Genomic DNA, 23,526 nt, shown 5'->3' with positions numbered 1-23,526 from the left:
TTTAATATATACGTTACGAATGGCGTAAGCGTTTTATTCCATGCTCTAATCATGGAAACAGCGGCAGCCATGGACGAGAAAATCATGTCCTGACTGCCGCTGTTTATTTATTGATCTCTCATATTCGTTAGCTTGCGCGGGAAAATCAAATTTTGGAGGGAGCTCTTCCCTAAGACTTCCTTAAGAGCACTTACTATACCCGCAGTTCCCGCACGTCTTGCATCCCTCGATGTTAATCAAGGATGCCCCGCCGCAGGACGGGCACAGATCCAGCGACATGCTGCCGCCTGCGTGCGCGCCATGTCCGCCGTGGCCCGCGGCTGCCGTTGCCCCGCCTTCGCCTGCATCGGTAGGCGCCATCGTGGCTGCGACCGGTGCCGGATCATGGTCATGATCCGCCTCGGCGTTGTTGGCCACGTGCGTCTCGAGCGCCTTCGCCACGGCGTCGGCGATGGACTCGACGCGGTTCGCGCCGAAGCCGATCGCGCCGGTGCCGCCGATGCCTTTGAGGTGCTTGATCAGCAGCTCCACCTTGTTGCCGTGGTCTCCGTAACGGAGGAACAGGGAGCATACGCGGCCCAGGGCTTCCGCCATCGCGAACACATCCGATCCGGCTTTGCCGACGTTCAGGAAGATTTCGCTTGGAATGCCGTCCAGATCATTGATCGTGATGTACGCCATGCCGAACGGCGTGTTCATTTTATAGGTTGCGCCGCGCAGCACTTGCGGACGCTTCTTGTATTGTTTATCCAGTCCGCTCTTGCTCGGCGAGGCTGTCACGGCCATGCTTGCAGCAGCCGGCTCCACGCTCGCCGTTTCCTCAGCGGCTTGGCCTGCCGCACTTTGCTCCAGCGCCGCTTCCGCGGTAGAAGCTGTTGTCGCTTCGGCGGCTTTGTCTTCTTTTTTCTCCGTCTGCAGGACCTGCACGTCGCGGCTGCCGTCGCGGTAGATCGTTACGCCTTTGCATCCCAGATCGAATGCCAGCTCATACAGGCGTTTCGTATCTTCAACCGTGAAGTCGGACGGACAGTTCGCCGTCTTCGAGATGGAGCTGTCCACCCAGCGCTGAATCGCCGCCTGCACGCGAATGTGATCCTCGGCGGAGAGACTCATCGCGGTGACGTAATAGTCCGGAAGCTCTTCGCCCGGATGGCTGTCCAGCCAATCCTGAGCAATCGGCACGAACTGCTCGTCGAAGCCGAGACGGCTTTGACGGAAGTATTTGAAGGCAAAGTACGGCTCGATGCCCGTCGAAGTTCCAACCATCGTACCCGTGCTTCCCGTCGGCGCTTGGGTAATGACGGTAACGTTGCGGGCGCCTTTTTTGCGGACCGCTTCGGCAACTTCCGGATACACCTCGGCCATATTTTTCATGAAGCCGCTTTGGAGATACAGTTCGGCATCGAATGCCTGGAACGAGCCCTTCTCCTCGGCAATATCCGCGGATGCAAGATACGCTTCGCGCGCGATGAAGCCATACAGCTTATCCAGGAACTCCAGCGATTCCGGGCTGCCGTAACGGATGTTCAGCTTGATCATCAGCTCGGCCAGACCCATTGTTCCGAGGCCTACGCGGCGCTCTTTTTTCTGGTTCAATTCGTTTTCTTCAAAATGGTAAGGCGTCCGGTCGATGACATTATCCAGGAAACGCACGGAGTAACGCGTCGTCGTAGCCAGCTCATCCCATGCAACGTCATGATTCGCTTCATCGTAGAACTTCGACAGGTTCATCGCGGACAGGTTGCATACGCCCCAGCCCGGAAGTCCCTGCTCGCCGCAAGGGTTGGTACAGATGATCGGGTTGAAATACCAGCTGTTGGACATCTGGTTGTAGTATTCCATGAAGACCACGCCCGGCTCTGCCGATTTCCATGCGGATTCGATAATGGTGTGCCATACCTCGCGTGCTTTAACCGTTTTATATGGAATGACGCTGCGTCCGGCTTTCTTCCATTTATCCAAATCGCCGTCCCACAGCTCATCGTAATCGGGATCGGTGGTATCCGGGAACACGAGCTCCCAGTCCAGGTCTTCCTTCACGGCTTTCATGAAAGCGTTGCTGACGCATACCGACAGGTTCGCGTTCGTGACTTGTCCCATCGTCTGCTTCACCGTAATGAAATCCTCCACGTCCGGGTGCCAATCGTTCATCATCAGCATGAGCGCGCCGCGGCGGCTTCCGCCCTGCTCGATCAGGCCTGTCGTATAACTGAACAATCCGCCCCACGATACCGCACCGCTGGAGGAGCCGTTCACGCCTCTAACGATCGCGCGCCGAGGACGAAGGGAAGACAAGTTGATGCCGACACCGCCGCCGCGCGCCATAATCTCGGTCATCTCGCTCAGGGTTTCCATGATGCCGCCCCGACTGTCCTTCGGGGAAGGAATGACGTAACAGTTGAACAGCGTCAATTCATCGCTTGCACCCGCTCCGGCCGCAATCCGTCCGCCCGGCACCAGCTTCCAATCATCCAGAATCTCGCGGAACTTCCCGCGCCACTCTTCCTGCAGTTCCGGCGTTGCCTCAACCGATGACATGGCTGCCGCGAGACGATCCCACATTTCTTCCGGCGTTTTCTCGATGGTTAACGTCAGCTTCTCCACATCCGACTCCACAAGCTCGCCCTTCCGTGTCTTCACGGTGACCTTGCGGCCTTCGCGTTTCACGATTTCGCCAACTTCCTTGGTCGGAAATTTAGGATCATCCTTCGTCAGCACGAGCACCACGTCGCCGACCTTGGCGTTGTTGGTGTCCGCATCCTTCCAGGCATACCGGTCCAAAAAGATCTTCTCGCTTAAACCTTCCAGCCGCTGATTCTGCATCGTACTCAAGTGCAACTACCTCCTATATAAGATATAAAATTTAAAAGATTCCCAAGTATGTGCTCACCAACAACATAACCTGTTATGTAGCCGGTCAAACATCCAAAACCACTATATACACCACATATAGTGCTATTTATTCATTATACTACACTATATATAGGTTAACTATGCCGATAATGTGAAAATTAAGCCGACAGTTCCAAGCTCCCGCGCGCAAGCTTCCGCTTTCTTCCTCTCGCTCTCTTTTTCGCTGATCCCTATGAAAAAAAGGATGAAAATATCCAATTCCAGCAGCCGTGCGCTCTATAGGGTATTCCGCGGCTCCCGAATCCGTGCAAGGTTATGAAGACTTCTTTTTTCGTCCATACTACATATACACCGTTGGCCCGGAATCTTTCATCACAGGAGGAGATCGACATGAACCAACAGCCATCTGCCGACTCAGGCATGATTTTCGACCCGCGCCTTCCCGTTCCATTGCAGATCGACCGTTCTTGGTTTGACGATCTCTCTGGCCGACTGGACAAAGGAGGCCCTTGGGGTGACTATCGTCTGGCCCAGCTTGCCGTTGAGGGCGAGAAATCGCGCCTCGTTACAAGCTTTGAAGAACTGCAGTGCCTCAAGCACCTTGGCGGTTTATCCCCGCTCCCCCATCAGACCGATACCGCAAGACGCGTTTTGTTCGAGATGTCGGGCAGAGCCATTTTGGCGGATGAGGTGGGACTTGGCAAGACGATTGAAGCCGGTCTTATTTTAAAAGAATACATCGTGCGCGGACTGGTATCCAAAGTGCTGATTCTCGTACCTGCTTCCCTGGTTCTCCAATGGGTCCGCGAGCTGAACTCCAAGTTCGGCATTCCCGCGGTCGCGCAGAAAAAAGCGTACTCCTGGGGCAATGACATCGTTGTCGCCTCCATGGATACGGCCAAGCGCGATCCGCATCAGGAGATTTTGCTGAACCAGGAATACGACATGCTCATCATCGATGAAGCCCACAAGCTCAAGAACAAGAAAACATCCAATTATCAATTCATCCAAAAGCTGCGCAAAAAATACTGTCTCCTGCTCACCGCCACGCCGGTGCAGAACGACCTCAGCGAGCTCTTCAATCTCATCACGCTGCTGAAACCGGGCCAGCTTGGCGGCCAGGGACAGTTTGCCGCAAATTTTGTCGTGGATAAACGAAGACCGAAGAACCAAGACCAGCTCAAGGATGAGCTGTCCAAGGTCATGATCCGCAACCGTCGGGGCGAAGGCGAAGTGAAGTTCACGAAGCGGTCCGTCCGCAACGTGGGACTCAGCCTTTCGCCTGAAGAACAGTCATTATACGACGGCGTTACGTCCTTCGTCAAAGATCAGTATCAGGCAGCTGGGGGAAATTTAAGCAGTATGCTGTCGCTCGTCACCCTGCAGCGGGAAGTATGCAGCAGCCGGGATGCCGTCTTCGTGACCCTTGTTAATCTGTCCAAGAAGCTGCCGGAGGACTCTCCGTTGCGCGATAAAATTTGGGAGCTGGTCTATCTCATCAAGGCCATCAAAGCAAACACCAAGGCGGAAAAAGCCATCGAGCTCATTCAGCAAATGAACGAGAAGGTCATCGTGTTCACGGAATATCGGGCCACGCAGGAATACTTGCTCAATTATTTCCGCGATCACGGGCTGGTCTCCGTCCCATACCGGGGCGGCATGAACCGCGGGAAGAAGGACTGGATGATGGACCTTTTCCGCGGCAAGGCGCAGGTCATGATCGCGACGGAAGCCGGCGGCGAAGGCATCAACCTGCAATTCTGCCACCATATGATCAATTTTGACCTGCCCTGGAATCCGATGCGGGTCGAGCAGCGGATCGGACGCGTGCACCGTCTAGGCCAGACCAATGACGTGAAGATCTACAACCTGTCGACTTCGGGAACCATCGAGGAGCATATCCTGAACCTGCTGCACGAGAAGATCAATATGTTCGAGATGGTCATCGGCGGGCTTGACGTTATCCTGGAGCGCTTCGAGAAGAAGGAATCGATCGAGAAGAGCCTGTACAAAATCATGCTGGAGTCCGGCAATGATGATGAAATCCGCCAGCGCATCAGCACATTGGGCGACTCCATTCACCATATCAAGCAGGACGTCGAGCTGGAAAGCACGGCCGAAGAAACTCTCAGAGAGGAAGAAGCCTAATATGACCATGACGCCGCAGGAGGTGCAGCAGCACTTCATGGCCTATTTGGAAGCCACCGAATGCACCGTCATCGAAAAATCGCCCGAGCATGTCACCGTGAAACTGTCGCCGCAGGCCGACAAAATGCTCACCAACCGCCCCTATTACTGGGGGTTCGTGGAACGTACCGGGGCTCCCGCCGAAACGCTGTCGTTCAACTTCGTGTTTGATCCGGAAAAATACGACGAACGGCTCGCCAAGGCGGAAGAAGCCAAAGCCAAAACCCAGCTCAACGCACCTGCGCAGGATCCGCTGCTGGCGCGCTATTACGGGAACGCCCCGGTGCTGCCGATCTTGGGGCCAGGCCGGATTCAGCGGGAGAATATCGGCTACGGCAGCAGCCGGCTCGCCCAGATTTGGAATGCCTCCCGCGAAGAGGGCAAATGCGTGTATCTGTTCCAGCAGCGGGATGCCGAACCGCGTCCCAGGGGCCGTTCCACGCCTTATGAGCAGTGGCTGGGCGTCTGCTTCAAGGTGGAGTTCAGCTGCGATCTGAAGCGCGAGGAATTGTTTTTTCTCGGAATCTCGCTGTCCAGCCGCGCGATTACCGAAGACTTCCCCGCCATTCTGCATGGGCGCGAATTGACTCCACGCCTGCCCGAGAGCGTTCACGTCAGACCGGCGGCTCTCACCCTTGAGCAGGCCGTAGCTGCCCTGGAGAATCATCTGATCAACAAACTGAGCAAGCTGGATTACGATTGGGCGGCGAAAGCTAAGGAACGCCTCGAAGACGAGCTGATGGTCATCGACGGCTACTACGAGGATTTGCTCAAAGAGCAGGACGAAGAGAAAAAGGCGCAAATCGAGGAGCAGTACAAGAACCGCCGGTCGGAAATGCAGTGGCAGTACGAGCCGAAAGTGAGCCTGTCCGCCATAACCTGCGGTCTGTTTCATCTGTGTTCGCCCGTGGGCGCGACTTCATGACGCCTCTCTACAAAAGCAGGCAAAAAAAGAACCATTCTCCCTTCCCCTGCCGCGACAGCTTGCAACAGCCTTTGCAGAGCTTGTCCGATATGATGATTCCATCACATCCATGGCGCGTAAGGGCCAAGGAAAGGCGGTTAGCGATTTGAAGCTGTGGAACATGGAACCCCATTACCAGGATGACAAGGACAACAAGCGCAAACCTAAATCAATCGACAACAAACGCTTTATCCAATATCGAAGGTGGTCTGCCTCCGTCATCGTAACGGCACTCCTGTGGTTCAGCACGACCCACCCGCAGGCAGGCATGGCTGCGGCTCGTGAAGCAGACACCCCCAATCCTGCGAGCGCCGTCCGTGCGGCAGACGCTCTGCTTGCAGTCCAGTCTGCATCCAGCCTCGCCTACAGCAGCGCCCGGGCTCAAGTACCGGAAAGTTTGGTAGACTTTGCAGAACAGACCGTGGATCAACTATCGGTGCATGCGCCATTTACTGCCTGGGACGGAGCAGAGCTGGAATTCACCCCACTTGGTCCGGGCACCCACGGCTGGCTGGTCACGATTTCCGATCAGGGACTGCCTCAGGGCTACATGATTATCAGCGCAGGAGAAGACGGTGGATATATCTTGAGCGAATACGGGATCGGCTCCACCCTTCCCTACAGTCAAGCACCGCTGAATGAACGGCTTGCGGCCGAGGGATTTCTGAAGGCCGGCGGATCTTTGCCGAAGGGAAGCAGCGTGCGCAAGCTGTATGACGTATCCCCTGTCTGGCAGGTTCAGCTTCCCGGCAAGAAGCCGGTTTATATCAGTGCACTGAATAGCGAAGTCCTTCCGGAAGAACTCAAGCAGACAACGACGGCGGTCAAGCCGGCATCGGCTTCGATGCCGGCGGCAAGCAAGGGATTGGTAACTTCATCCGCTCGCTGGATTGCCGGAGCGCCAACCATTGCAGCCGGCGATGCCCGGGATCCTTACGATAATCTGCTGTGGCTGACCTCAAGCAATCTGACGGCCCGAAGCAGTGCCGATCTGCGTAAATTGCTGCAGGAGCACTCCAGCCTGATATTCAAGTCCAAAAATAGCAACGCCGCTTTCGGAGCCCCTTTTACCTTAAACGGGTGGCACCGCTGGTCGACAGGGATTCAGAAGCATTCGGCAGCGCTCTATGTGTCGGTTCCATTGCGGAACACAGATACCTTCCGTTTCCTGCCGGCATCCCGCTTGATCGGACAAGGCCAGTTCTATGCTCAACCCAAATGACGCGAAAGTACAAGTAAGCGGGCTAACAAGTCCGTCATTCATGCGAACCAACCATAAGCCCTCATGCCTTCAGCATCCCAGACGGACAAAAGGACGCGGCCCTGATCAGGGCTCGCGTCCTTCATCGTTTCACCTGTTTTTTTCAGTGCGTACTTCCGTACTTCCAAGCGTAGGCTGCCAGCCAATACAATGCAAAAACATGCCCCAAGTCTGGCATCTGGCTGCACAGGGTGCCGTGCGCACGCTGTACAATAGCTGATTTCGTTAAGGAACATACAGCAAATGAACAGCAGCAGCTTTACTTTTGCCTTTTTTTGCGCTTGGAGGATACGTCGTCTTTCCACAGCGACATGGAGAACGGAATCATGCCGAACCACCTTGTGGTCCAGGATTCCTTCACCTTCGCCCTGCGCCGAACTTCCTTAGGCGTATCTATATAGTTAACCACGCGTTCGGTAATATATTTGATCAATTCATCTCCGCTTGCCATACGAATCAACTCCTTATGGTTTATCCGCTTCCCAGTATCAGTGTGCTCCATTCCGACCGATTCTAGACTCCTGTTTAACGGCATGATTTTTCTGCCTAATGCACATTCTAATAAAGCCGAAATTTTACGTGAAAGAAGGAATCCCTCATGATTAAGTCAGCAGGAGTATGTTTGCTTCTCTTGACGCTGGTACTCCCCGGTTCTGTCACGGAAGCAAGCCCAGTAAAGAAGCAGGCACTGAAGCTTCCAGCACATGCCGTTCATCCGAAAGTGATGCCGGCAGCCCAGCTTATGTCCGAAACGCCGGAATCAACCCATTCCTCAGGACGGGAAATCGACCAATCACAGCTTAGACACCTCCACCCATTTGCACATGATGTCGTGCTGATCGATGTGGGCCATGGCGGAATCGACGGCGGAACGTCGCATGGAGACATTCTCGAAAAAGATATCAATCTGGCCATTTCACGCAGACTGTTCATGCTGCTACGCAAGGAAGGCTATCATGCCGTGCTGAATCGCGACGCCGATTACGCGCTAAGCGACGATAACCGCTGGCATCGAAGCTCCTCCAGGCATCGCCGCGATCTGTCGCAGCGCAAGCAGCTCAGCAGCGAAATCCCGACCAAGCTGGTAGTCAGCGTTCACGTGAATTGGGGAAAAAATGCGTCCAAGCGCGGCGGCATCGTACTGCATCAATCCGAGGGCCGAAGCACCTTGCTCGCGGAAACCATTCAGGAACAATTGAATTTGGTATATCGCAACAACAATGGCATCATGGTAGGCAAGCCTTATTATCTGCTTAATCAAACCCAAGTACCTGCCGTCATCGTGGAAACCGGCTTCCTCAGCAATATGGAGGACCGGAAATTATTGACTAGCCGTAACGGCCAAATGATGATTGCCGAAGCCATTGCTGACGGGATTATCAGTTATTTAACAGCTCTTTAAATAGGAGCTGTTTTTTGTTGGGCGCCTGGCCTATAGAATCCTGATTCCAGGCCTTCGAACCCATTTTTACGTCATAAAAACTAACATTAATATGAAAAAAGCATCATTTTTTTCAAAATTTTTAGTCGATTTTTCCGAAAATTATGGTAGTATATCTAACATACATAAAGATGGATGAATCAAATGGGAATTGGGGGAGATCGTTATGTTTGACTGGCTTGGGTATCGCCAAGGACTTCCGCTTTGGATTTCATGGCGTCTGAATCGTAAATTGAAGGAAGACATCGAAGACATATTCGAAGGCATTGCCGAGACGCGCAAAGAGCTGCTGTTCTCCTGGAGCCATGAATATTGGGGACATCTGGATCGACTGAAGGAGCAGCTGGACAAGGACAAGCCCCATGGTTCATTAGTCGGCGGCGAGCATTCTCATCTCTTCTCTACTAGTGCCCCATTGAGCCAGGAGCAACTCTTCTCCGCTTTGTACTCGCGCGCTGCCGATTTCACGGAATTATTCTTGCTGAACCCTTCGGGTGAGGTCACGTACTCTACATACGCTCCGCACGTTGGAACCAGCTACAGCAAGAGCAGTCCATTGGGACAGGCAATCATTCATCTCGCCGGCTCGGATACCGGCAAATTGCTCTTCGGGCCGTATGCGGATTCCGTCACGTTCACTATCGGTCCCCGCTCCTCTGCTTTTCACGACAAAATGACGCTGCTGTTCATGAATGCCATTTACGTCGACGATACGTTCGCCGGCATCCTCTGCGGCCGGGTGCCAAACGACGTGATCGGGGATTTAATTCAGCGGGAATCCGGCCACGTCTATCCCGATTCCGGCGACAACTATATATTCATGGCCAAGCCCGAGATGAATCGCCATATTGCTCCGGGCACGGCCCTTTCCAGAAGCCGCTTTGAAGACCGGACCTTCACACACGGGGAGAACCTGAAGGACGGTGTAACGACCGACTGGGGGACCGTGTCGGTACAGGAACATACGGAGCTGGAGCTGATGTTCACCGACCCGGCAACGGGTCAGCTTCATCCAGGCGTAGCCAACACCATCGCGAACGGAAGCAATCTGTTCGTGGACTTCCCCGGTTATTCCGATTACCGCCACATTCCGGTGATCGGAAAAGGTGTGACGTTCCGCCTGCCCCATTGTCCGGATGTTTGGGGGATGATGTGCGAAGGGGATCTCGAAGAGGTTTACCGTATTCGCGGCATTCGCTTCAGACATGCTAAGCTCCATGGCTTGTCTACCCTTATCTCGAGCCTCCTGACGGCTGTCATTGTTTTTATTACGGCTGTTTATTTATCTCCGGCATTCGCAGCCATGGCGGGAGGGTTAGCCTGTTTGGTCACCGGCCTTCTCACCTCTTCCCTGGTCGGCCATAAAGAAATTGGACGAATCGCGGATCGTCTACGCAGCCTCAACCGCTTCATCCGCTTGAATGCCGAGGGCAGCGGAGATCTGACGCAGCGGCTGGACCCCCGCCATTTCGATCAGGATGAAACGCGCGAATTAGCCAAATGGATCAACAATATGATCGATTCGCTGGAAAGCATCATGATGCAGGTGAAGTTGACGGCAGGCGATGTTTCCTCCAGCCAACAGGTAATGAACGACACCACCGCCGTCACCGTTACTTCCGCACGGCGTGTCAGCAGCAACATTAGCGAGATGATCCGCAGCATGCGCAGCCAGCTGCAGGATATCGATGCCGTGAAGGACAGCGCGGAACGGATGCGGGAGACGCTCCGCCAGCTGGAACGGCAAGCAAATGAGCAGATTGATGTGGCCAAGAATGAAGTCGTCCGGATCGGAGACAAGATGTCTCATATTTCTGCGAAAGTCGAGGAAACCAATCAGACCATCCGCACGTTCATGGGAACCGTTCAGGAAGTTACAGGCGTACTGCACGCGATCGAACAAATATCCTCCCAAACCCATTTGCTGGCCCTGAATGCTTCCATTGAAGCGGCACGGGTCGGAGAACACGGACAAGGTTTTGCCGTCGTTGCAACCGAAATCCGCAAGCTGTCCGAACTGACCAGACAGTCCACGGAAGAGGTCCACCGGATTATCGGTCATATCTATCAGGACGCCCAGCACGCCGTGCTCTCGATGAAGGAAGGGACCCGGGTCGTGGAAGAAGGAAACCTGCTGGTTTCCGCGGCTTCCGAGCTGCTTGCCGCCGCAGCCGAAGACGATCTCCGCAAGCACCAGGCCGTAGATGAAGTGGTTCAGCTGATGGAGAAAATCGCTTCGGTCAGCAAGGATAACCGAAAGATTTCCAAGGATGTGGAGAGCAAAGTGCAGGAGCTGTCGCAGGAAATCGAAAGCGTAAGGTACACCTCAGGCAATGTCGAAGCCATAGCGAAATCGATGCAGCAGCTGGTAGGTCAATTCAAACTCACCGATGCCCGCATCCGATAATATAGCGCAACATATAAACAGCCTTCCAAGCATGAAACTCTGAATCACCGGGACTCTTGCGCGGAAGGCCGTTCGTTTTATATTCATACCCGGTCTCGGCTGATCTTAACGTTTGGACCTTCCACCGGTCTCGTCACTCGATTCCGGACCTGTTCTGTGCTCAAGGAAGATCTAATACGAGCGCAGCGGATCAGGCCGCCAGCTTGAGTGCTCCCTGACGAGATCGCTGATCCCGACGAACTCCACCTTTTTTTGCAGTTCCGGGATCGTGCCTTTCAGCGCCTCTGCCGTCCGGATTCCATATACGCCAACATGGCCGATTGCAATGCAGGAAGTTCTCTCTTCCGCATGCTGCGCCGCGGTCTGCAGCTGCTTGCTCACATGCTGAACGGTATGAACGTCATCCAGGAAGATATCGTTGGCGATGGAAGGCATTCCCTTCTTCGCTGCCAGTTTGCCGACTACGCTGTAGTAATTCGTTTTGCTGTCGATGAAAAACAGCCCTCTCTCCCTACAAACGTCGAGCACGATGGACATGACCCGTTCATCCCCGGTAACCTTGGAGCCCATGTGATTATTAATCCCAACGGCATAAGGAACCGAATCGATTGCCTCCTCCATGCGTTTACGAATTTCCTCATCGGTGAGCGAACTTAAGATAGCACCCGGTCCAAGCCAGGAAGACCGGCCCTGCTTAGGCTCCATGGGCATATGAATAATGACGTCATGCCCTTGCTGGTGCGCGGCCTCGGCATCTTTCTTGCTCGTCGGCAAAAACGGCATCACGGCCACCGTGATTTTGACAGGCAGATTGAGCATTTCCTCGGTCCCTTTCTGATCATTGCCAAAATCATCGATAATGACAGCCAGCTTATTCGGCTTCTTTTCCTGGCCGGATCTGCTGTGATCGGATTCTTCGTGCATTTTTCGAGTATCATGGTTGAAAGAATCAGGAGCATTGACCACCCCCGCCCCGTACCCGATCTGTGCTCCGTTCGAGATCCCCCATACCAAACACAGCAAGATAATCGATTTTCTATATCTTTTCCGCATTGTTACGCCCCTTTCCACTCATCATCATGATAGCCTTACCTAACCGTATTGTTTGAGAAAAGCTATTCAAATATGTAATTACAGGCATAAATGTTAATCAGTAATCCTCCGCTTCCGCAATCACCTGCAGCGCATTTCCGACGGACTGCAGAAGATTGCCGGCCACCGTAAGATCGTTGGCTCTCCTATTCGTTTCGTGCCGCAGAGGTCAGCGGTAATTTCGGCCTCTGCCGCATTGGCTATCGATTGCATCGAACAGTCCCATAGAATTCCAAAGCAAAAAAGCTCGTAAACTGCAAGAACAGTTTACGAGCTTTCTCATTAGATGCGGTCGAGAGGACTCGAACCTCCACGGGGGTAAGCCCACACGGACCTGAACCGTGCGCGTCTGCCAATTCCGCCACGACCGCATGTATGTTGTCCACCTTCGAGCCAAGCTCTTATCAGCGGCGACAAGATATATAATATCACGCTAAATAAATCGAGTCAACACTTTTTTTGAACTTGATTAAAAACCTTGTTTTCGGTTAAAATAAGAACATAAGTTCTCATTCAATATCCATTTTCTATATAAAGGCGGTGATGTTGATGGCCATTCAGGCTGTTACAACGGAAGAACGGGCGTTGATCAAGAGTTACCTGCTGCTGATGTTCATTCATAAAGTGTTTGAACGGGATTGCCGGATCATTCAGGAGAGCGGGGTATTCAAAACCCCTCAATTGTACGTAGAGGTTGTAGGAAACGGCGCCAAACGTGCTGCAGTGCTTCTTCGCGAGGTGAAGCAGGAATTCACCAAGCGGGCGATCAAGGTATATGACATCGGGCAAAGCAAGGACGGGATTCAGGCACGATATGCTTGCCGGGGGTACATTGGGTCGATGAACATTCTATGGCCATCCTTCCGTGAGGAGATGATGGATCGCATGCGAGCGTATCTCGGACTGGTTCCGCCTGAGAGCGATTCCTCCGAGCAAGCCCATCCTCCTGCCGCTGCTTTCGCGCGCTAACATCGCCGTTCCTTAAACGAAAGAATAACCGCCTCCCCGGCTGTACAAGCGCTGTGGGGGGCGGTTATTTTCTATCACAGATCAATGAAGGTTATGCTGCACGCGGGTCAGTCCCTGCGAGAGAGCATGTCCCGCGCTGGCGGCAGACGCCACGGCTACGGCCTCCATGATCTGAGCATCCGAGGCTCCCTTGGCACGGGCTTCCTCCATATGGTAGAAGGTACACAGCTCATTGTTGGCAAACAATCCGATCCCAAGCGCGATCAGCTGCTTCGTTCTCGCATCCAGCTCGCCATCCTGAAAGCAAACGCCGGTGAACTGATGATACGCTTCTGCCATGTCCGGCATGCTCTGCTTCAAATTCTGAATTTCATTCTTGTATGCCGAGACCTTGTCATTGGACATTTCCATAACCAAAAGCACCTCTTCCCGAAAAAATAGTTCCGAGGTTAAGTTGTCCGACGAATTCGAGATCTATGCTTATTCTTCGACCGGGCTGACTCTTGGCTCTTTTTTGAGCTGGTAGCTGTAGCGCCGATCCAGTTTAACGACCCGCCGGTTTCTGCGGCGGATGATAACCTGCTCCGGGTCCCAGGCTACGACGAACCCTATAATATCATTGGTCTCCAGCCCATCCCGCACAACCCGGACCAGTTCGCCGGAGATCCGCAGCTCATCGAGTCTTTCATCGCTGATCATCGCCATGCCTCCTTCATCACTTACTGTGCAAAAAAAGACCTAAATGAAATCATTTAGGTCTTTTGAATGCGTTGCGATATCGACAAACATCCCGATTAAGAGATGTTCTATATACCCATTAACGCTGAGCCGGCTCGATGCTGTCATTCTTCTCGTACCAATAATCCAGCACGGTGGAAGACATGACGCGCTTCTCGATATATTCGACCTGCTGAGGCGTAAACTGTTCCTTCCATTCGAAGGAAACCTCCTCGCACAATCCGGCAATCGTCAGCAGTTCTGACCAGGCAACATAGCGTTTGTACCAGAAGAACTGAGGATGTTCAATCATATAGGGATATAGATCATCAAACTCCGTATGTTTACAATCCAAAGCACGTTCAAAATGTACCTTCGCTTCATTCAGCTTCTCAATCAAAAACGGCTCGGTTACAGGTTGTTTCCCCATGTTGCTGCCTCCTCTCTCTTGCCTACCTCTTTATTATAAGCGAAAATCACGGAGGCGAAAAGATTTAGTTGAGATTTTAGGCGGAAATCCCATTATCATTCACTTCAAATTACCATTTTTTCTCTTCGTTTAGACTAGGGTACAACCGTTCATGACCTAAGACCCGGCCCGTGACAATCGGTCCAAGACAAGCCTAAGGAGACCTTAAGTTTTAGCTGAACGAAATCTTCCCACCCTCAAGCGACGATATGGTGACAAGCGATTCCACGTGAACATGCTGTTCGCGCAGCGTTCTCGCCCCGGCTTGGAAACTCTTTTCGATCACAACGCCAAGCCCGATTAATTCCGCCCCGGCCCGATCAATGATTTTGATCAGCCCTCTCGCGGCGTCTCCGTTTGCAATAATGTCATCGATGAAGAGCACTTTATCGCCCTCGCCGATAAACTGGCGCGACACCATGATATCCGTGACAATGCCTTTGGTGAAAGACGGCACCCGCTCGCACAAGGCGTCTGGATCGGCGAGCAGCGTTTTTTTGCGCCGGGCGAATACCATGGGGACTCCCAATTCAAGCGCTGCGGCAAAGGCAACCGATATGCCGGAGGATTCCAGCGTAACGACCTTGGTCACGCCGCTCTCTTTAAATCTCGCCGCAAATTCCCGGCCCATGTCCATAATCAATGCCGGATCAACCTGATGCGTCAGCAGGGCATCCAGCTTCAGCACCTGATCCGACAACACGACGCCTTCTTTAACAATCCGCTCCTTTAACCAATCCATCCCAAAGACCTCCCATGATTCCTTTGTCGTAAAAGTAACATATTCCTCCCTGTACGGCAAGTACAAACGGATGCTCCGTCATTTAACTTGCTAGTTCCCGTCATAATTCCTGACATAGCTTTCCGCTTGCTTGGCGCTATGCGTCCAAATCCCCTCCAGTCGAAGGCCTTGGACAGGTAGAAGTCATGTCCCGGCTCAGCCAAGCATACCTTGTACTATGCAGACGATTAACTTTCAAGGGGGACGCGAGGCTTGCGTAATTTTATACGTGTTTTACAGATCGCCTTTACATATATCGGAACCGTCGTTGGCGCTGGCTTTGCTACCGGCCGAGAAATCCTTCAATTCTTTACCCAGTACGGCCACTGGGCTACACTGACCATTGTGCTTACGACGGGATTATTCATCTGGCTCGGCACGAAAATCATGACGATATCGAGGCGGATCGGAGCCAAATCCTTTGAGGATTTGAACAAATTCCTGTTTGGCGAGAAAGCCGGCGTCTGGATCAGCCTCTTCATGTTTGTCATTCTGCTCGGGGTGAACAGCATCATGCTTGCCGGTGCCGGTTCCGTGTTTGTGGAGCATCTGAATTTGAGTTATCAAACCGGATTGTTTGTCACGATGATCGGGACTTATTTTATTCTCAGAAAAGGCATCCAGTCCATCATGACGATGAACAGTCTCGTCGTACCCATGATGCTGACCTTATCGGTCGCGGTGATCTCTCAAACGCTTCAGTCCCCGGGCGCTACCCGTTTTTTAACCTTGACCACCGACCACAGCCTGCCTTCGGTTTGGCTTGCGCCGCTGCTCTACACCGCCTTTAACCTGGTGATGGCGATGCCGGTGCTGGTCCCGCTCGGCAGCCAGACCGAAAGCGTGCGAACCGTAACCTGGGGAGGCATCATTGGAGGGACGGGCGTAGGGTTTATGCTGATGGCGGCGCATTTTGCGATGTCCGCCCATATGCCCGGCATTAGCCAATACGAGATTCCGATGGGCAGCATCGCCAACCAGCTGGGCTGGTTTGTACAGATCATCTATCTCATCCTCATCTTCCTAGAAATTTTCAGCACCTTCGTTGCCAATATTTACGGCATCACCCTGCAGGTTCAGCAGCGAACCTCGCTCTCCCCGAGAGTGATCACCCTTAGCATCATGGTGTTCTGTTATTTCTTCAGCCAGTTCGGCTTCAGCTCCCTGCTTTCTCTGCTCTATCCGATGTTCGGGGGATTGTGCCTGCTCTGGGTGCTCCGGCTGACTTTATTCGGAACACCTGAAATCAGGGGTAAATAAAAGGGCTCTCCCAAAGGTGCGTAACGCCTGCCTTTGGGGAGCCCAATCTTATGGCTGCATCGGGATGAGCCGTGCATCCGGCATGAGTTCCATCGTCTGCTCGGCGACATGTCGATGACACGTCATCATGACAACCTGCCGGTTACGGGACAGCTCCAGGATAGCCCCGAGCGCATGCCGCAGCCGATCACCGTCAAAATTAACGAACAGATCATCAAGCAGCAGCGGCAGGCCCGCCGCATGCGGCATCGATTGGATCAACCCGAGCCGCATGGCCAAATATAGCTGCTCCGCCGTTCCCCGGCTCAATCGGCTGCTCTCCACCAGCTCACCCGTCGGGCGCTCAGCCAGCAGGCTCTGGTCTCCCAAGCGCATCACAACCCGGCTATACGCACCGCCGGTCAGCATCGAGAAGAACCGGGAAGCCAGCTGCAGCACCTGCGGCTGCTTCTCTTCCTCATACAAACGCCTCGTGCGTTTGATAAACTCGGAGGCCATCGAACGCACCGCATATTGGGACACGATTTCCCGCAGAGCGGATCGTTGCTCCTCCAGCTGCTGCAGGGCGGAATCCTGATTGCCCGCCGATTCCAGCGACTCCCTCTCCTGAAGCAGCCGCCCGCGCCGTTCCTGCAGCTCGTCCCTTAGGCTGTGCGCGGCCGATGCGGCCTCCTCCTTCTCGACGCACTGAGCTTCGAGCTCGGCAGCGTCGGTGAGCTCAAGCAGCTGCACCAGCCGCCTGCGGCCCGTTTCGTCCCATCCGCTGAACATGGTAATTTCATGATGGCGGATCGTGCGGACAAGCTCCTCCCTGCGCTTGGCGGCGGCTCCCATGCGAAGAAAGGTTTCCTCGTCCGCCGATCGGGACGTGGCGAGTAATGCCGCTTTGCGCTGCTGCAGCCCTTCCCGCTCCTCTTCCATCGCAGCCGCCTCTTTGCGCAGCTCCTGGATGCGCTCGGATAGGACTTTACGCTGCCTTGAATCCTCTTGGTACGCCTTCCAACGGGAATGGATGCCGCTAAGCTCAGCAACGCCCGGATTTCGGTTGCCGTCAGGGTCGGCTTCGGGATCCGCCGCAATGATCTCATGGCATTGGACGATATAATCCTCGGCCTCTCTTAACAGGACATCCATCTTCAGACCAATCGATTTTTGCTGGCGGATCAGCTCCTGTCCCTGCTCAACCTTCACGAATACATCCAGCATCACATCAGGCGACAGACTCTGCGGGAGTGACCGGGACATCAGCCAGGACTCCCACTGCCGTTCCAGCTCCAAATACCGCTTCTCTTCCTGCTCGATGGCGCTATGGATCGTTTTTAATTCAGCCGCCTGCAGGGCAGACTTCTCCTCAGCCGCCGCACAATCAGACGTCAATCGATCGAGCCGCTGCCGCCAGGCTTGCCAACCCTCCATCACGGACCGAAGCTCGCGCATTCTCGCCTCCACCATGAGGGGGTCACGAGTCAAAACAGCGTTTCGATCCCTTCGGCTGCCCGGAATCGTGCTCCCTGTTGCCGCGGCATAGGGAGCTGAGACCAGACTGGAGTATAGATGGTCCACATGTTCCGTTCCCTGACCGTCCAGCATGGAAGTGCCTTCCGAAGCTTCTTCCTGAATCTCGCGCCCGCGTTGAGCGCTCCAGTATATATATCCCATACCAAGCAGCATCACGATGCCCGAGACCACGGCGGCTTCCGCGGCTCCCGTCCATAACAACACGGCTGCAAGCAGCAGCGTCATGACCGCCATGCCCGATAGCAGCCCCGCATACATCCGGGGGAGTCGTCCTCTCCCCGGCCGGCGTGTCGAAACAGGCACGGGCTCGGCACCGGACAGTCTGCGCTCGCGCCAACGCTCGATTTCCAGCTGCAGCTGATTCCACAGCGCAGCCGTCTCCTGCGGCGCAGCAGGCTTAATCATCGCAAAGGCCTCCTGGCCCCGCTCCGACTCCTCGCGCAGCTGGCGCCTTGCTTCCCGCAGCGTCGATTCGGCTGCAGCCGCCGAGCGCTGGGCCCCGCGCTGTTCAATGAACAGCGCCTCCATCCGGCGATCGTACCCGGCAAAGGCAGCACCGATCCGCCGTACCTCCTCACGGTCTGAGGCGGACACCGGCAACGACAGCAGCTCTTGCCGGGTCCATGCCGGATCGATATCCCGGAGCAGCTGCTCCAGCCGGTTTTCCTGAGCTTTATATTCGGCCGTAAGCTCGGCAAGCTCGCGGTTCCCGGCTTCATGTAGACTTCGTTTTGCCCACAGCTCCTCAATCCGCTCGCCGTATTGTTCCAAGAAATCGTTCACGGGCAGAGCCCCCAGTTTATCCTCCGCATCCTCGATCGCCTGCTCTACGCGGATGGACTGGGCATGAAGGACCCGCTCTTCCTCCAGTATCTTCTCATAACGGGGCATTCCATCCGGGGGGAAATGGCTGCTGTCCATCAGATCCTTCAATTCAACCCCGGCCTCTTGCCATTCCAGCCAAGCCGGACGGATGTCCAGCGCTTTGCGAAGCAGCGATAAATCCTCGCCGGTCCTGGCACGTTCCTGCTCCAGCAAGTTTAAACGGCGCTCTATTTCCAGAATGGAGCTTACGACCTCGTTATAGCGGGATACGTAAGCCCGGCTGTCTGCAACCCGGGTTCTTAAATCCTCGATGGACTGCAGCAGCTTGGCTGTCTGCTGTACCTTCCCGCGAGGCTTATACAGCTTGTCCATCTCTTGGGACAGCTTGCGTTCGGCCTCCAGGATGTTGGCTCCGCCGCCGATCCCGGCATGGAACAGGTAGCCGCTCATCTCGGCGGAGTGCAGACCGCGGATTTCCTGCAGTTCGCTTAAAGAGATGGCAAACAGCTGGCGAAACATGTCCCTGGACACGCCGCCCAAAGCGTATTGTTCCAGCTCCTGCTGCCCGAGCTCGATCACGACCCCATTATCCGCTTGTTTATGAATATGTACACGTTCGCCCTTGCCGGAGGCGGCATTCCCTTCCCTGGACCGGTTATAGCGCCGGACCACCCAAGGTATCCCCTCCTTATCAAGAAAACGCAGCTCGCCTCCGTGAACGCCTTCCCCGGAGGGCTCTCCGCGTTCCGCCGGCGAGCCCTTGCCCGGAAACCCGTAGAGCATGGCGCTGATAAAATGCAGGACCGTGCTCTTCCCCGCTTCATTCGGCCCATACAGCACGGTTACGGGGGCATCGATGGAAATGCTCATGTCCCGGACGGCTCCGAATCCTTGTATGTTCATCCGTTCCAGCCTCATCTTCCGGCACCTTCCTCCCGCGAACGGTCGCGCAGCAATAACCCTAAAGTCAGCTCCTCCGCCCTGCGAACCCAGTCCAGCATTTCCTCCGGGCTCGTCTCGTCAAGCAACGAGCGGATCTCCGCATGTTCCATAAGAGGCTCCAAACCCTTGGCAACAACCCCGTCCGGATCATGAATTCGTTCCTGCTCCTTCCGGACAAGGCGAAGCAAGTCCCCCGTAAAGCTGTCTTCCGCCAACAGCCTCTCCGTATCGATCGCATCCCCGGATTGAAGCGAGAAGCTCTCGATCCAGACGCAGCCCCGATAGCCGCATGTCTTGCCCTTTGCGGCCTCTCTTCTCCGCAGATCGGTCAGCAGCTCGTCCAGCACGTATCCGCCCTCTAGCTGACGGTGAACCGGACTTCGTCCCGTAACCCGAACGCGGATCATGCTTAACCGATCCGCGTTGGCTCTGGCTGTATCGGTGAGGATGGACTCCAGGGAGCGTCGCCAGTCGTCGACGTCCCGGCAAGCATCGATAGGCGCTTCAACGACGTTCCATCGCATCGAATCGAGCTCATGGAAGCTGAGCTTCGTGTTGAAGCTGCCGTCCACATCGACGACGTAACACCCCTTCGGGCCCGTCTCCCGGACATGGCGTCCCTGGATATTGCCCGGGTACACGATATAAGGAGATTCCTGCAGGGTGCGGCGGGAGTGGATATGCCCGAGCGCCCAGTAGTGGAATCCGGCCTGAACCAGCTCCCTTTTCGTACAGGGAGCATAGGTTTCGTGCTGGGGATCTCCGTCCACGTTCGCATGGAGAAGCCCGATATGATAGAGCCCCGGTGATGGAGCGGGATAACGGATCGCAATATTATCCGTGACCTTCGAGGTCGGATACGACATGCCGGCGATGACCGCCACTTCTTGTTGGTCCGAACGGCGAACAGCCGTTACGGCTGCAGGCTCCGCTCCAAACACATGGACATGGGAGGGAAGCGTCATGGACAGCTTCGTGCTGTCGAGCGGATCATGATTGCCGTGGATCACATAAACCGCGATCCCTTCCCGCCCCAAGCGGTTGAGGGAATCCAGGAAGCGAAGCTGGGCCCGCAGCGAAATGTTGGAGCTGTCGTAGACGTCTCCGCTGATGACGATAAAATCAACCTGCTCCCCGATGGCGAGCTCCACAAGCCGCTCCAGCGCACGGAAGGTCGATTCCTGAACGAAAGACCGCAGATCGTCATCGAGTCCGCTGATTCCGATAAACGGACTGTCCAGATGCAAATCCGCAGCGTGAATAAATCGAAAAGAAGCCATAACCGATCCCTAACTCTCTATCTGGGGTTGAAATTTCAAATACATTTTTTTCAGTTCGTTCACGGATCTGGACAAGGAGTATTGGTTCTTTGCCTTATCCGAAGCGGTCCGGGCCAGCTCGTAACGATAGAGCGGATCGCTGATGACCTTCTCGAGCGCCACGCTGAGCGCCATCGGATCTTCAGGCGGTACAAGCAAACCGTTGACCCCGTCCTCAATCTGCTCGGCGATGCCGCCGACGTCGGTCCCTACCAAGGCGAGACAGCTGAGCGCCGCTTCCGCGAACACCGATCCGAACGCCTCTGCTCTCGAAGGCAGGACAAAGATGTCAAAGAACGGCATGAACTCCTCCGGATGCAGCGTATAGCCGTAAAAAATCGTCTCCTGGTAGATGCCCAGCGTTTTGGCCATCTCCTCGAGCTCCTGGCGGGAAGGTCCGTCGCCGATAATATGAAGGACGTAATCATATCCCTTCCGTTTTAGTTCCGCGCAGGCCTGGAGCAGAATATCCAATCCTTTTGCAGGCACCAAACGGCATACCGTAATCAGCTGAGGCACCGCATTTTCATGGGGAACGGGCTTGAATCTCTTATCATCGAATCCGTTATGGATGACGCCGATCGATTCGGGCGTGTTCACGTAGGGAGACATATACGCCTTGAAGGAGTTCGACACGGTCAGCAGCCGGTCGCTGATATGCTCCAGCTCCTTGTACAAAGACACCAGGAACCGGTGTTCCAGCCCTCCCTCCTTGATTCTTCCGTTGAGGATCAGCTCGCGCTCGTAACTGGAGTGCACGGTTTGGATGAGCGGCACCTCGGGAAATACGGCTTTCATCGACATGCCTGCGATCGGATGATGACTATGGATAAGATCATAAGGCTTTTGAATGCGCAGACGGGTCCACCACAGATAATCCCGGTAGGTTTGAAGGTATTTGGCCACGATCGGGCTCCCTTCGAACTCTCTCCAATCAAACGTGTGGAATATCGGATCCTCCTGGCCTTTGTTGCGGATCCGCTTAGGCAGCCAGAACATTTCCATCTCCCAACGGGAGGAATGAAAGCGCTCCTGCAAATATGGAATCATGGACGAGACGCCGCCCGGCTGTTCAGGAGGGAAGAATAATGCCTGAAGAAGTTTCATGGGGATCCCCCTTTCTCTAAATCTCTTTTCAGATTCTTTTTCGATATGATATATTAGAACATATGTTTCATGCAAAGGAAACCTATCCCTATTCAGGAGTGAATCGATTTGTCCTATGAATTGAACTACTGGTCCACTTCTCCACTACCCACCATATTTGCCGTGTGCGGAGCTTATATCGCTCTCATGATGCTGATCATGTGTCTCTTTATGTACAGCAAGCAACGCAAGAATGCTTACATATATATGGCGGCAGCTTTCTTCTTCATTATGACATACGAGGGCCTGAACATCCATTCGGCATGGACGGGAAAACCTGTTTTCTCACCGGAGTCGGACGTTCTGCGTTTCATCCAGCTTTTTTCGTTCGTTCTGCTGAACATCTCGGTTGTCATGCTGTACCGCAAAATCAAAACCATGCATTATTGGCTTCCCTTGTTGTCGGCCGCACTGCTTATGCTTCCATTCATGCTTCCCTCATTCCTTCCATACACCCTTGACCGGATATGGCAAAGCATATATTTTGACGTGCTGCAGCTCGCTGCGCTCTACCTGGCCTACACGCAAGTAACCCCGCGGATCGGACAGCCGATCAAATACGCGCTCGGGCTTGCCGTTTACGTCATCTGGACGATTCTGCAAGCGGTACATACCTATTCCGGCAGCCTGTCGCCTGCGCTTCAGGGACTGGCGCTCGCGCTGCCTGTGCTCTTTTACAGCATCGTGTTCTTCATTCTGTTCAGGCGCATCGTGGAGCTGATGCAGTCCATTTACCGGTCCGCCATTACGGACGGATTAACCGGGCTTTACAACCGCAGGCACTTTATGAAGCATTTGGACCATTACGCGGCGCAGGAGCTGAAGATATCCGCCATCTTCTGCGACATCGACAATTTCAAGAAGCTGAATGATACCCAGGGACACGCCAGAGCCGATGAAGCGCTGAAGCAGGTCGCCGCCATCATGGAGGAAGAGCTTGAAGGCATCGGGATTACGGGCCGGTATGGCGGCGAGGAATTGGTCGCCTTGGTCGTTGACCGCAAAGCCAAACCCGCGCAGGTCGCCGAGAAGATCCGAGCCCGAGTGGCGAGCGAGAGCATCGTAACCATCAGTATCGGATACAGCGTGCTGCGCAAAGGCGTTCGCGGCGATGAGCTGATGAAACAGGCGGACAAAGCCATGTATCATTCCAAGACGACCGGCAAAAACAAGGTGTCCGATTACCGGTCCCTCAAAACCGCATCCACCGAACCAACGGAATCCGCCGGATAACACTGGCGCAGACTGCCCACGATATGAAGGGGGCGGTCTTTTTTTGCCTGACATTTCTTTACTCCCCCTGCGGCAACGTGATAAACTAATGACCGATTCCTTAGAGGCAGAGAAGAAATGGGCTCTGAACAGGGATTAACTG

Annotated in this window: 18 protein-coding genes and 1 tRNA gene; 8 read left to right on the top strand and 11 right to left on the bottom strand. The window is 54.4% G+C overall.

Annotated features, from left to right (window positions below):
* Positions 1-180: 180 nt before the first annotated feature.
* The gene (locus tag JNUCC32_RS03145; protein WP_430623460.1) at positions 181-2,823 is read right to left on the bottom strand and encodes an adenosylcobalamin-dependent ribonucleoside-diphosphate reductase; all 2,643 of its coding nucleotides are present in this window, start codon (positions 2,821-2,823) and stop codon (positions 181-183) included.
* A gap of 420 nt (positions 2,824-3,243) precedes the next feature.
* Between JNUCC32_RS03145 and JNUCC32_RS03140 the strand changes: the two genes are divergently transcribed.
* The 3 genes from JNUCC32_RS03140 to JNUCC32_RS03130 all read left to right on the top strand — a co-directional run bounded on the left by JNUCC32_RS03140 (position 3,244) and on the right by JNUCC32_RS03130 (position 7,226).
* On the top strand, positions 3,244-5,001 hold the full coding sequence (locus tag JNUCC32_RS03140; protein WP_192571055.1) for a DEAD/DEAH box helicase: 1,758 nt from the start codon (positions 3,244-3,246) through the stop codon (positions 4,999-5,001).
* A 1-nt stretch (position 5,002) separates the two neighbouring features.
* Positions 5,003-5,965 (top strand): YqhG family protein, encoded by a 963-nt coding sequence (locus tag JNUCC32_RS03135; protein ID WP_192571054.1) that lies wholly within the window; start codon positions 5,003-5,005, stop codon positions 5,963-5,965.
* A gap of 145 nt (positions 5,966-6,110) precedes the next feature.
* Positions 6,111-7,226 carry a hypothetical protein gene (locus JNUCC32_RS03130; RefSeq protein WP_228468867.1) on the top strand — a complete coding sequence of 372 codons (1,116 nt, stop codon included), beginning with the start codon at positions 6,111-6,113 and terminating at the stop codon, positions 7,224-7,226.
* Between the two features lie 298 nt (positions 7,227-7,524).
* Here JNUCC32_RS03130 and JNUCC32_RS03125 read toward each other — a convergent pair whose 3' ends face one another.
* On the bottom strand, positions 7,525-7,716 hold the full coding sequence (locus JNUCC32_RS03125; protein WP_036660256.1) for a YqzE family protein: 192 nt from the start codon (positions 7,714-7,716) through the stop codon (positions 7,525-7,527).
* A 147-nt stretch (positions 7,717-7,863) separates the two neighbouring features.
* Between JNUCC32_RS03125 and JNUCC32_RS03120 the strand changes: the two genes are divergently transcribed.
* Together JNUCC32_RS03120 and JNUCC32_RS03115 are read left to right on the top strand one after the other, a co-directional pair.
* On the top strand, positions 7,864-8,667 hold the full coding sequence (locus JNUCC32_RS03120; RefSeq protein WP_192571052.1) for an N-acetylmuramoyl-L-alanine amidase: 804 nt from the start codon (positions 7,864-7,866) through the stop codon (positions 8,665-8,667).
* Between the two features lie 205 nt (positions 8,668-8,872).
* On the top strand, positions 8,873-11,113 hold the full coding sequence (locus tag JNUCC32_RS03115) for a methyl-accepting chemotaxis protein (protein ID WP_192571051.1): 2,241 nt from the start codon (positions 8,873-8,875) through the stop codon (positions 11,111-11,113).
* A gap of 171 nt (positions 11,114-11,284) precedes the next feature.
* Here JNUCC32_RS03115 and JNUCC32_RS03110 read toward each other — a convergent pair whose 3' ends face one another.
* Both JNUCC32_RS03110 and JNUCC32_RS03105 read right to left on the bottom strand, forming a co-directional pair.
* Positions 11,285-12,166 (bottom strand): divergent polysaccharide deacetylase family protein, encoded by an 882-nt coding sequence (locus JNUCC32_RS03110; protein WP_096776025.1) that lies wholly within the window; start codon positions 12,164-12,166, stop codon positions 11,285-11,287.
* A 326-nt stretch (positions 12,167-12,492) separates the two neighbouring features.
* Positions 12,493-12,576, bottom strand: a tRNA-Leu gene (locus JNUCC32_RS03105).
* A gap of 178 nt (positions 12,577-12,754) precedes the next feature.
* Between JNUCC32_RS03105 and JNUCC32_RS03100 the strand changes: the two genes are divergently transcribed.
* Positions 12,755-13,174, top strand: coding sequence for a YhjD family protein (locus JNUCC32_RS03100; RefSeq protein WP_096776026.1), 420 nt, complete (start codon positions 12,755-12,757; stop codon positions 13,172-13,174).
* An 81-nt stretch (positions 13,175-13,255) separates the two neighbouring features.
* On the opposite strand, the gene JNUCC32_RS03095 is transcribed toward JNUCC32_RS03100, so the two are convergent.
* The 4 genes from JNUCC32_RS03095 to JNUCC32_RS03080 form a co-directional block, all read right to left on the bottom strand.
* Complete coding sequence (locus tag JNUCC32_RS03095; RefSeq protein WP_009594838.1) at positions 13,256-13,585, bottom strand: carboxymuconolactone decarboxylase family protein; 330 nt, start codon at positions 13,583-13,585, stop codon at positions 13,256-13,258.
* Positions 13,586-13,654: 69 nt separating this feature from the next.
* Positions 13,655-13,873, bottom strand: a complete 219-nt coding sequence (locus tag JNUCC32_RS03090; RefSeq protein WP_015736661.1) for a hypothetical protein — start codon at positions 13,871-13,873, stop codon at positions 13,655-13,657.
* A 118-nt stretch (positions 13,874-13,991) separates the two neighbouring features.
* Positions 13,992-14,321, bottom strand: coding sequence for a hypothetical protein (locus tag JNUCC32_RS03085; protein ID WP_009594840.1), 330 nt, complete (start codon positions 14,319-14,321; stop codon positions 13,992-13,994).
* 211 nt (positions 14,322-14,532) lie between these two features.
* Positions 14,533-15,102 (bottom strand): xanthine phosphoribosyltransferase, encoded by a 570-nt coding sequence (locus tag JNUCC32_RS03080; RefSeq protein WP_119851127.1) that lies wholly within the window; start codon positions 15,100-15,102, stop codon positions 14,533-14,535.
* A 252-nt stretch (positions 15,103-15,354) separates the two neighbouring features.
* On the opposite strand from JNUCC32_RS03080, the gene JNUCC32_RS03075 reads away from it, so the two are divergent.
* Positions 15,355-16,401 (top strand): YkvI family membrane protein, encoded by a 1,047-nt coding sequence (locus JNUCC32_RS03075; protein WP_192571050.1) that lies wholly within the window; start codon positions 15,355-15,357, stop codon positions 16,399-16,401.
* A gap of 48 nt (positions 16,402-16,449) precedes the next feature.
* On the opposite strand, the gene JNUCC32_RS03070 is transcribed toward JNUCC32_RS03075, so the two are convergent.
* The 3 genes from JNUCC32_RS03070 to JNUCC32_RS03060 are packed head-to-tail and all read right to left on the bottom strand — an operon-like array spanning position 16,450 to position 22,112.
* Entirely contained in the window at positions 16,450-19,647 is a 3,198-nt protein-coding gene (locus tag JNUCC32_RS03070; RefSeq protein ID WP_228468866.1) for an AAA family ATPase, read from the bottom strand.
* A gap of 11 nt (positions 19,648-19,658) precedes the next feature.
* Positions 19,659-20,966, bottom strand: a complete 1,308-nt coding sequence (locus JNUCC32_RS03065; RefSeq protein WP_192571048.1) for a metallophosphoesterase family protein — start codon at positions 20,964-20,966, stop codon at positions 19,659-19,661.
* A gap of 9 nt (positions 20,967-20,975) precedes the next feature.
* A complete protein-coding gene (locus tag JNUCC32_RS03060) occupies positions 20,976-22,112 on the bottom strand; it encodes a glycosyltransferase family 4 protein (RefSeq protein ID WP_015736665.1) in 1,137 nt (378 codons plus the stop codon).
* Positions 22,113-22,220: 108 nt separating this feature from the next.
* Between JNUCC32_RS03060 and JNUCC32_RS03055 the strand changes: the two genes are divergently transcribed.
* A complete protein-coding gene (locus tag JNUCC32_RS03055) occupies positions 22,221-23,384 on the top strand; it encodes a GGDEF domain-containing protein (RefSeq protein ID WP_192571047.1) in 1,164 nt (387 codons plus the stop codon).
* Positions 23,385-23,526 lie beyond the last annotated feature (142 nt).

Source organism: Paenibacillus sp. JNUCC32, from assembly GCF_014863545.1.
Classification (GTDB): Bacteria; Bacillota; Bacilli; order Paenibacillales; family Paenibacillaceae; genus Paenibacillus_AQ; species Paenibacillus_AQ lautus_A.
This window is presented reverse-complemented; position numbering and strand designations above follow the sequence as displayed.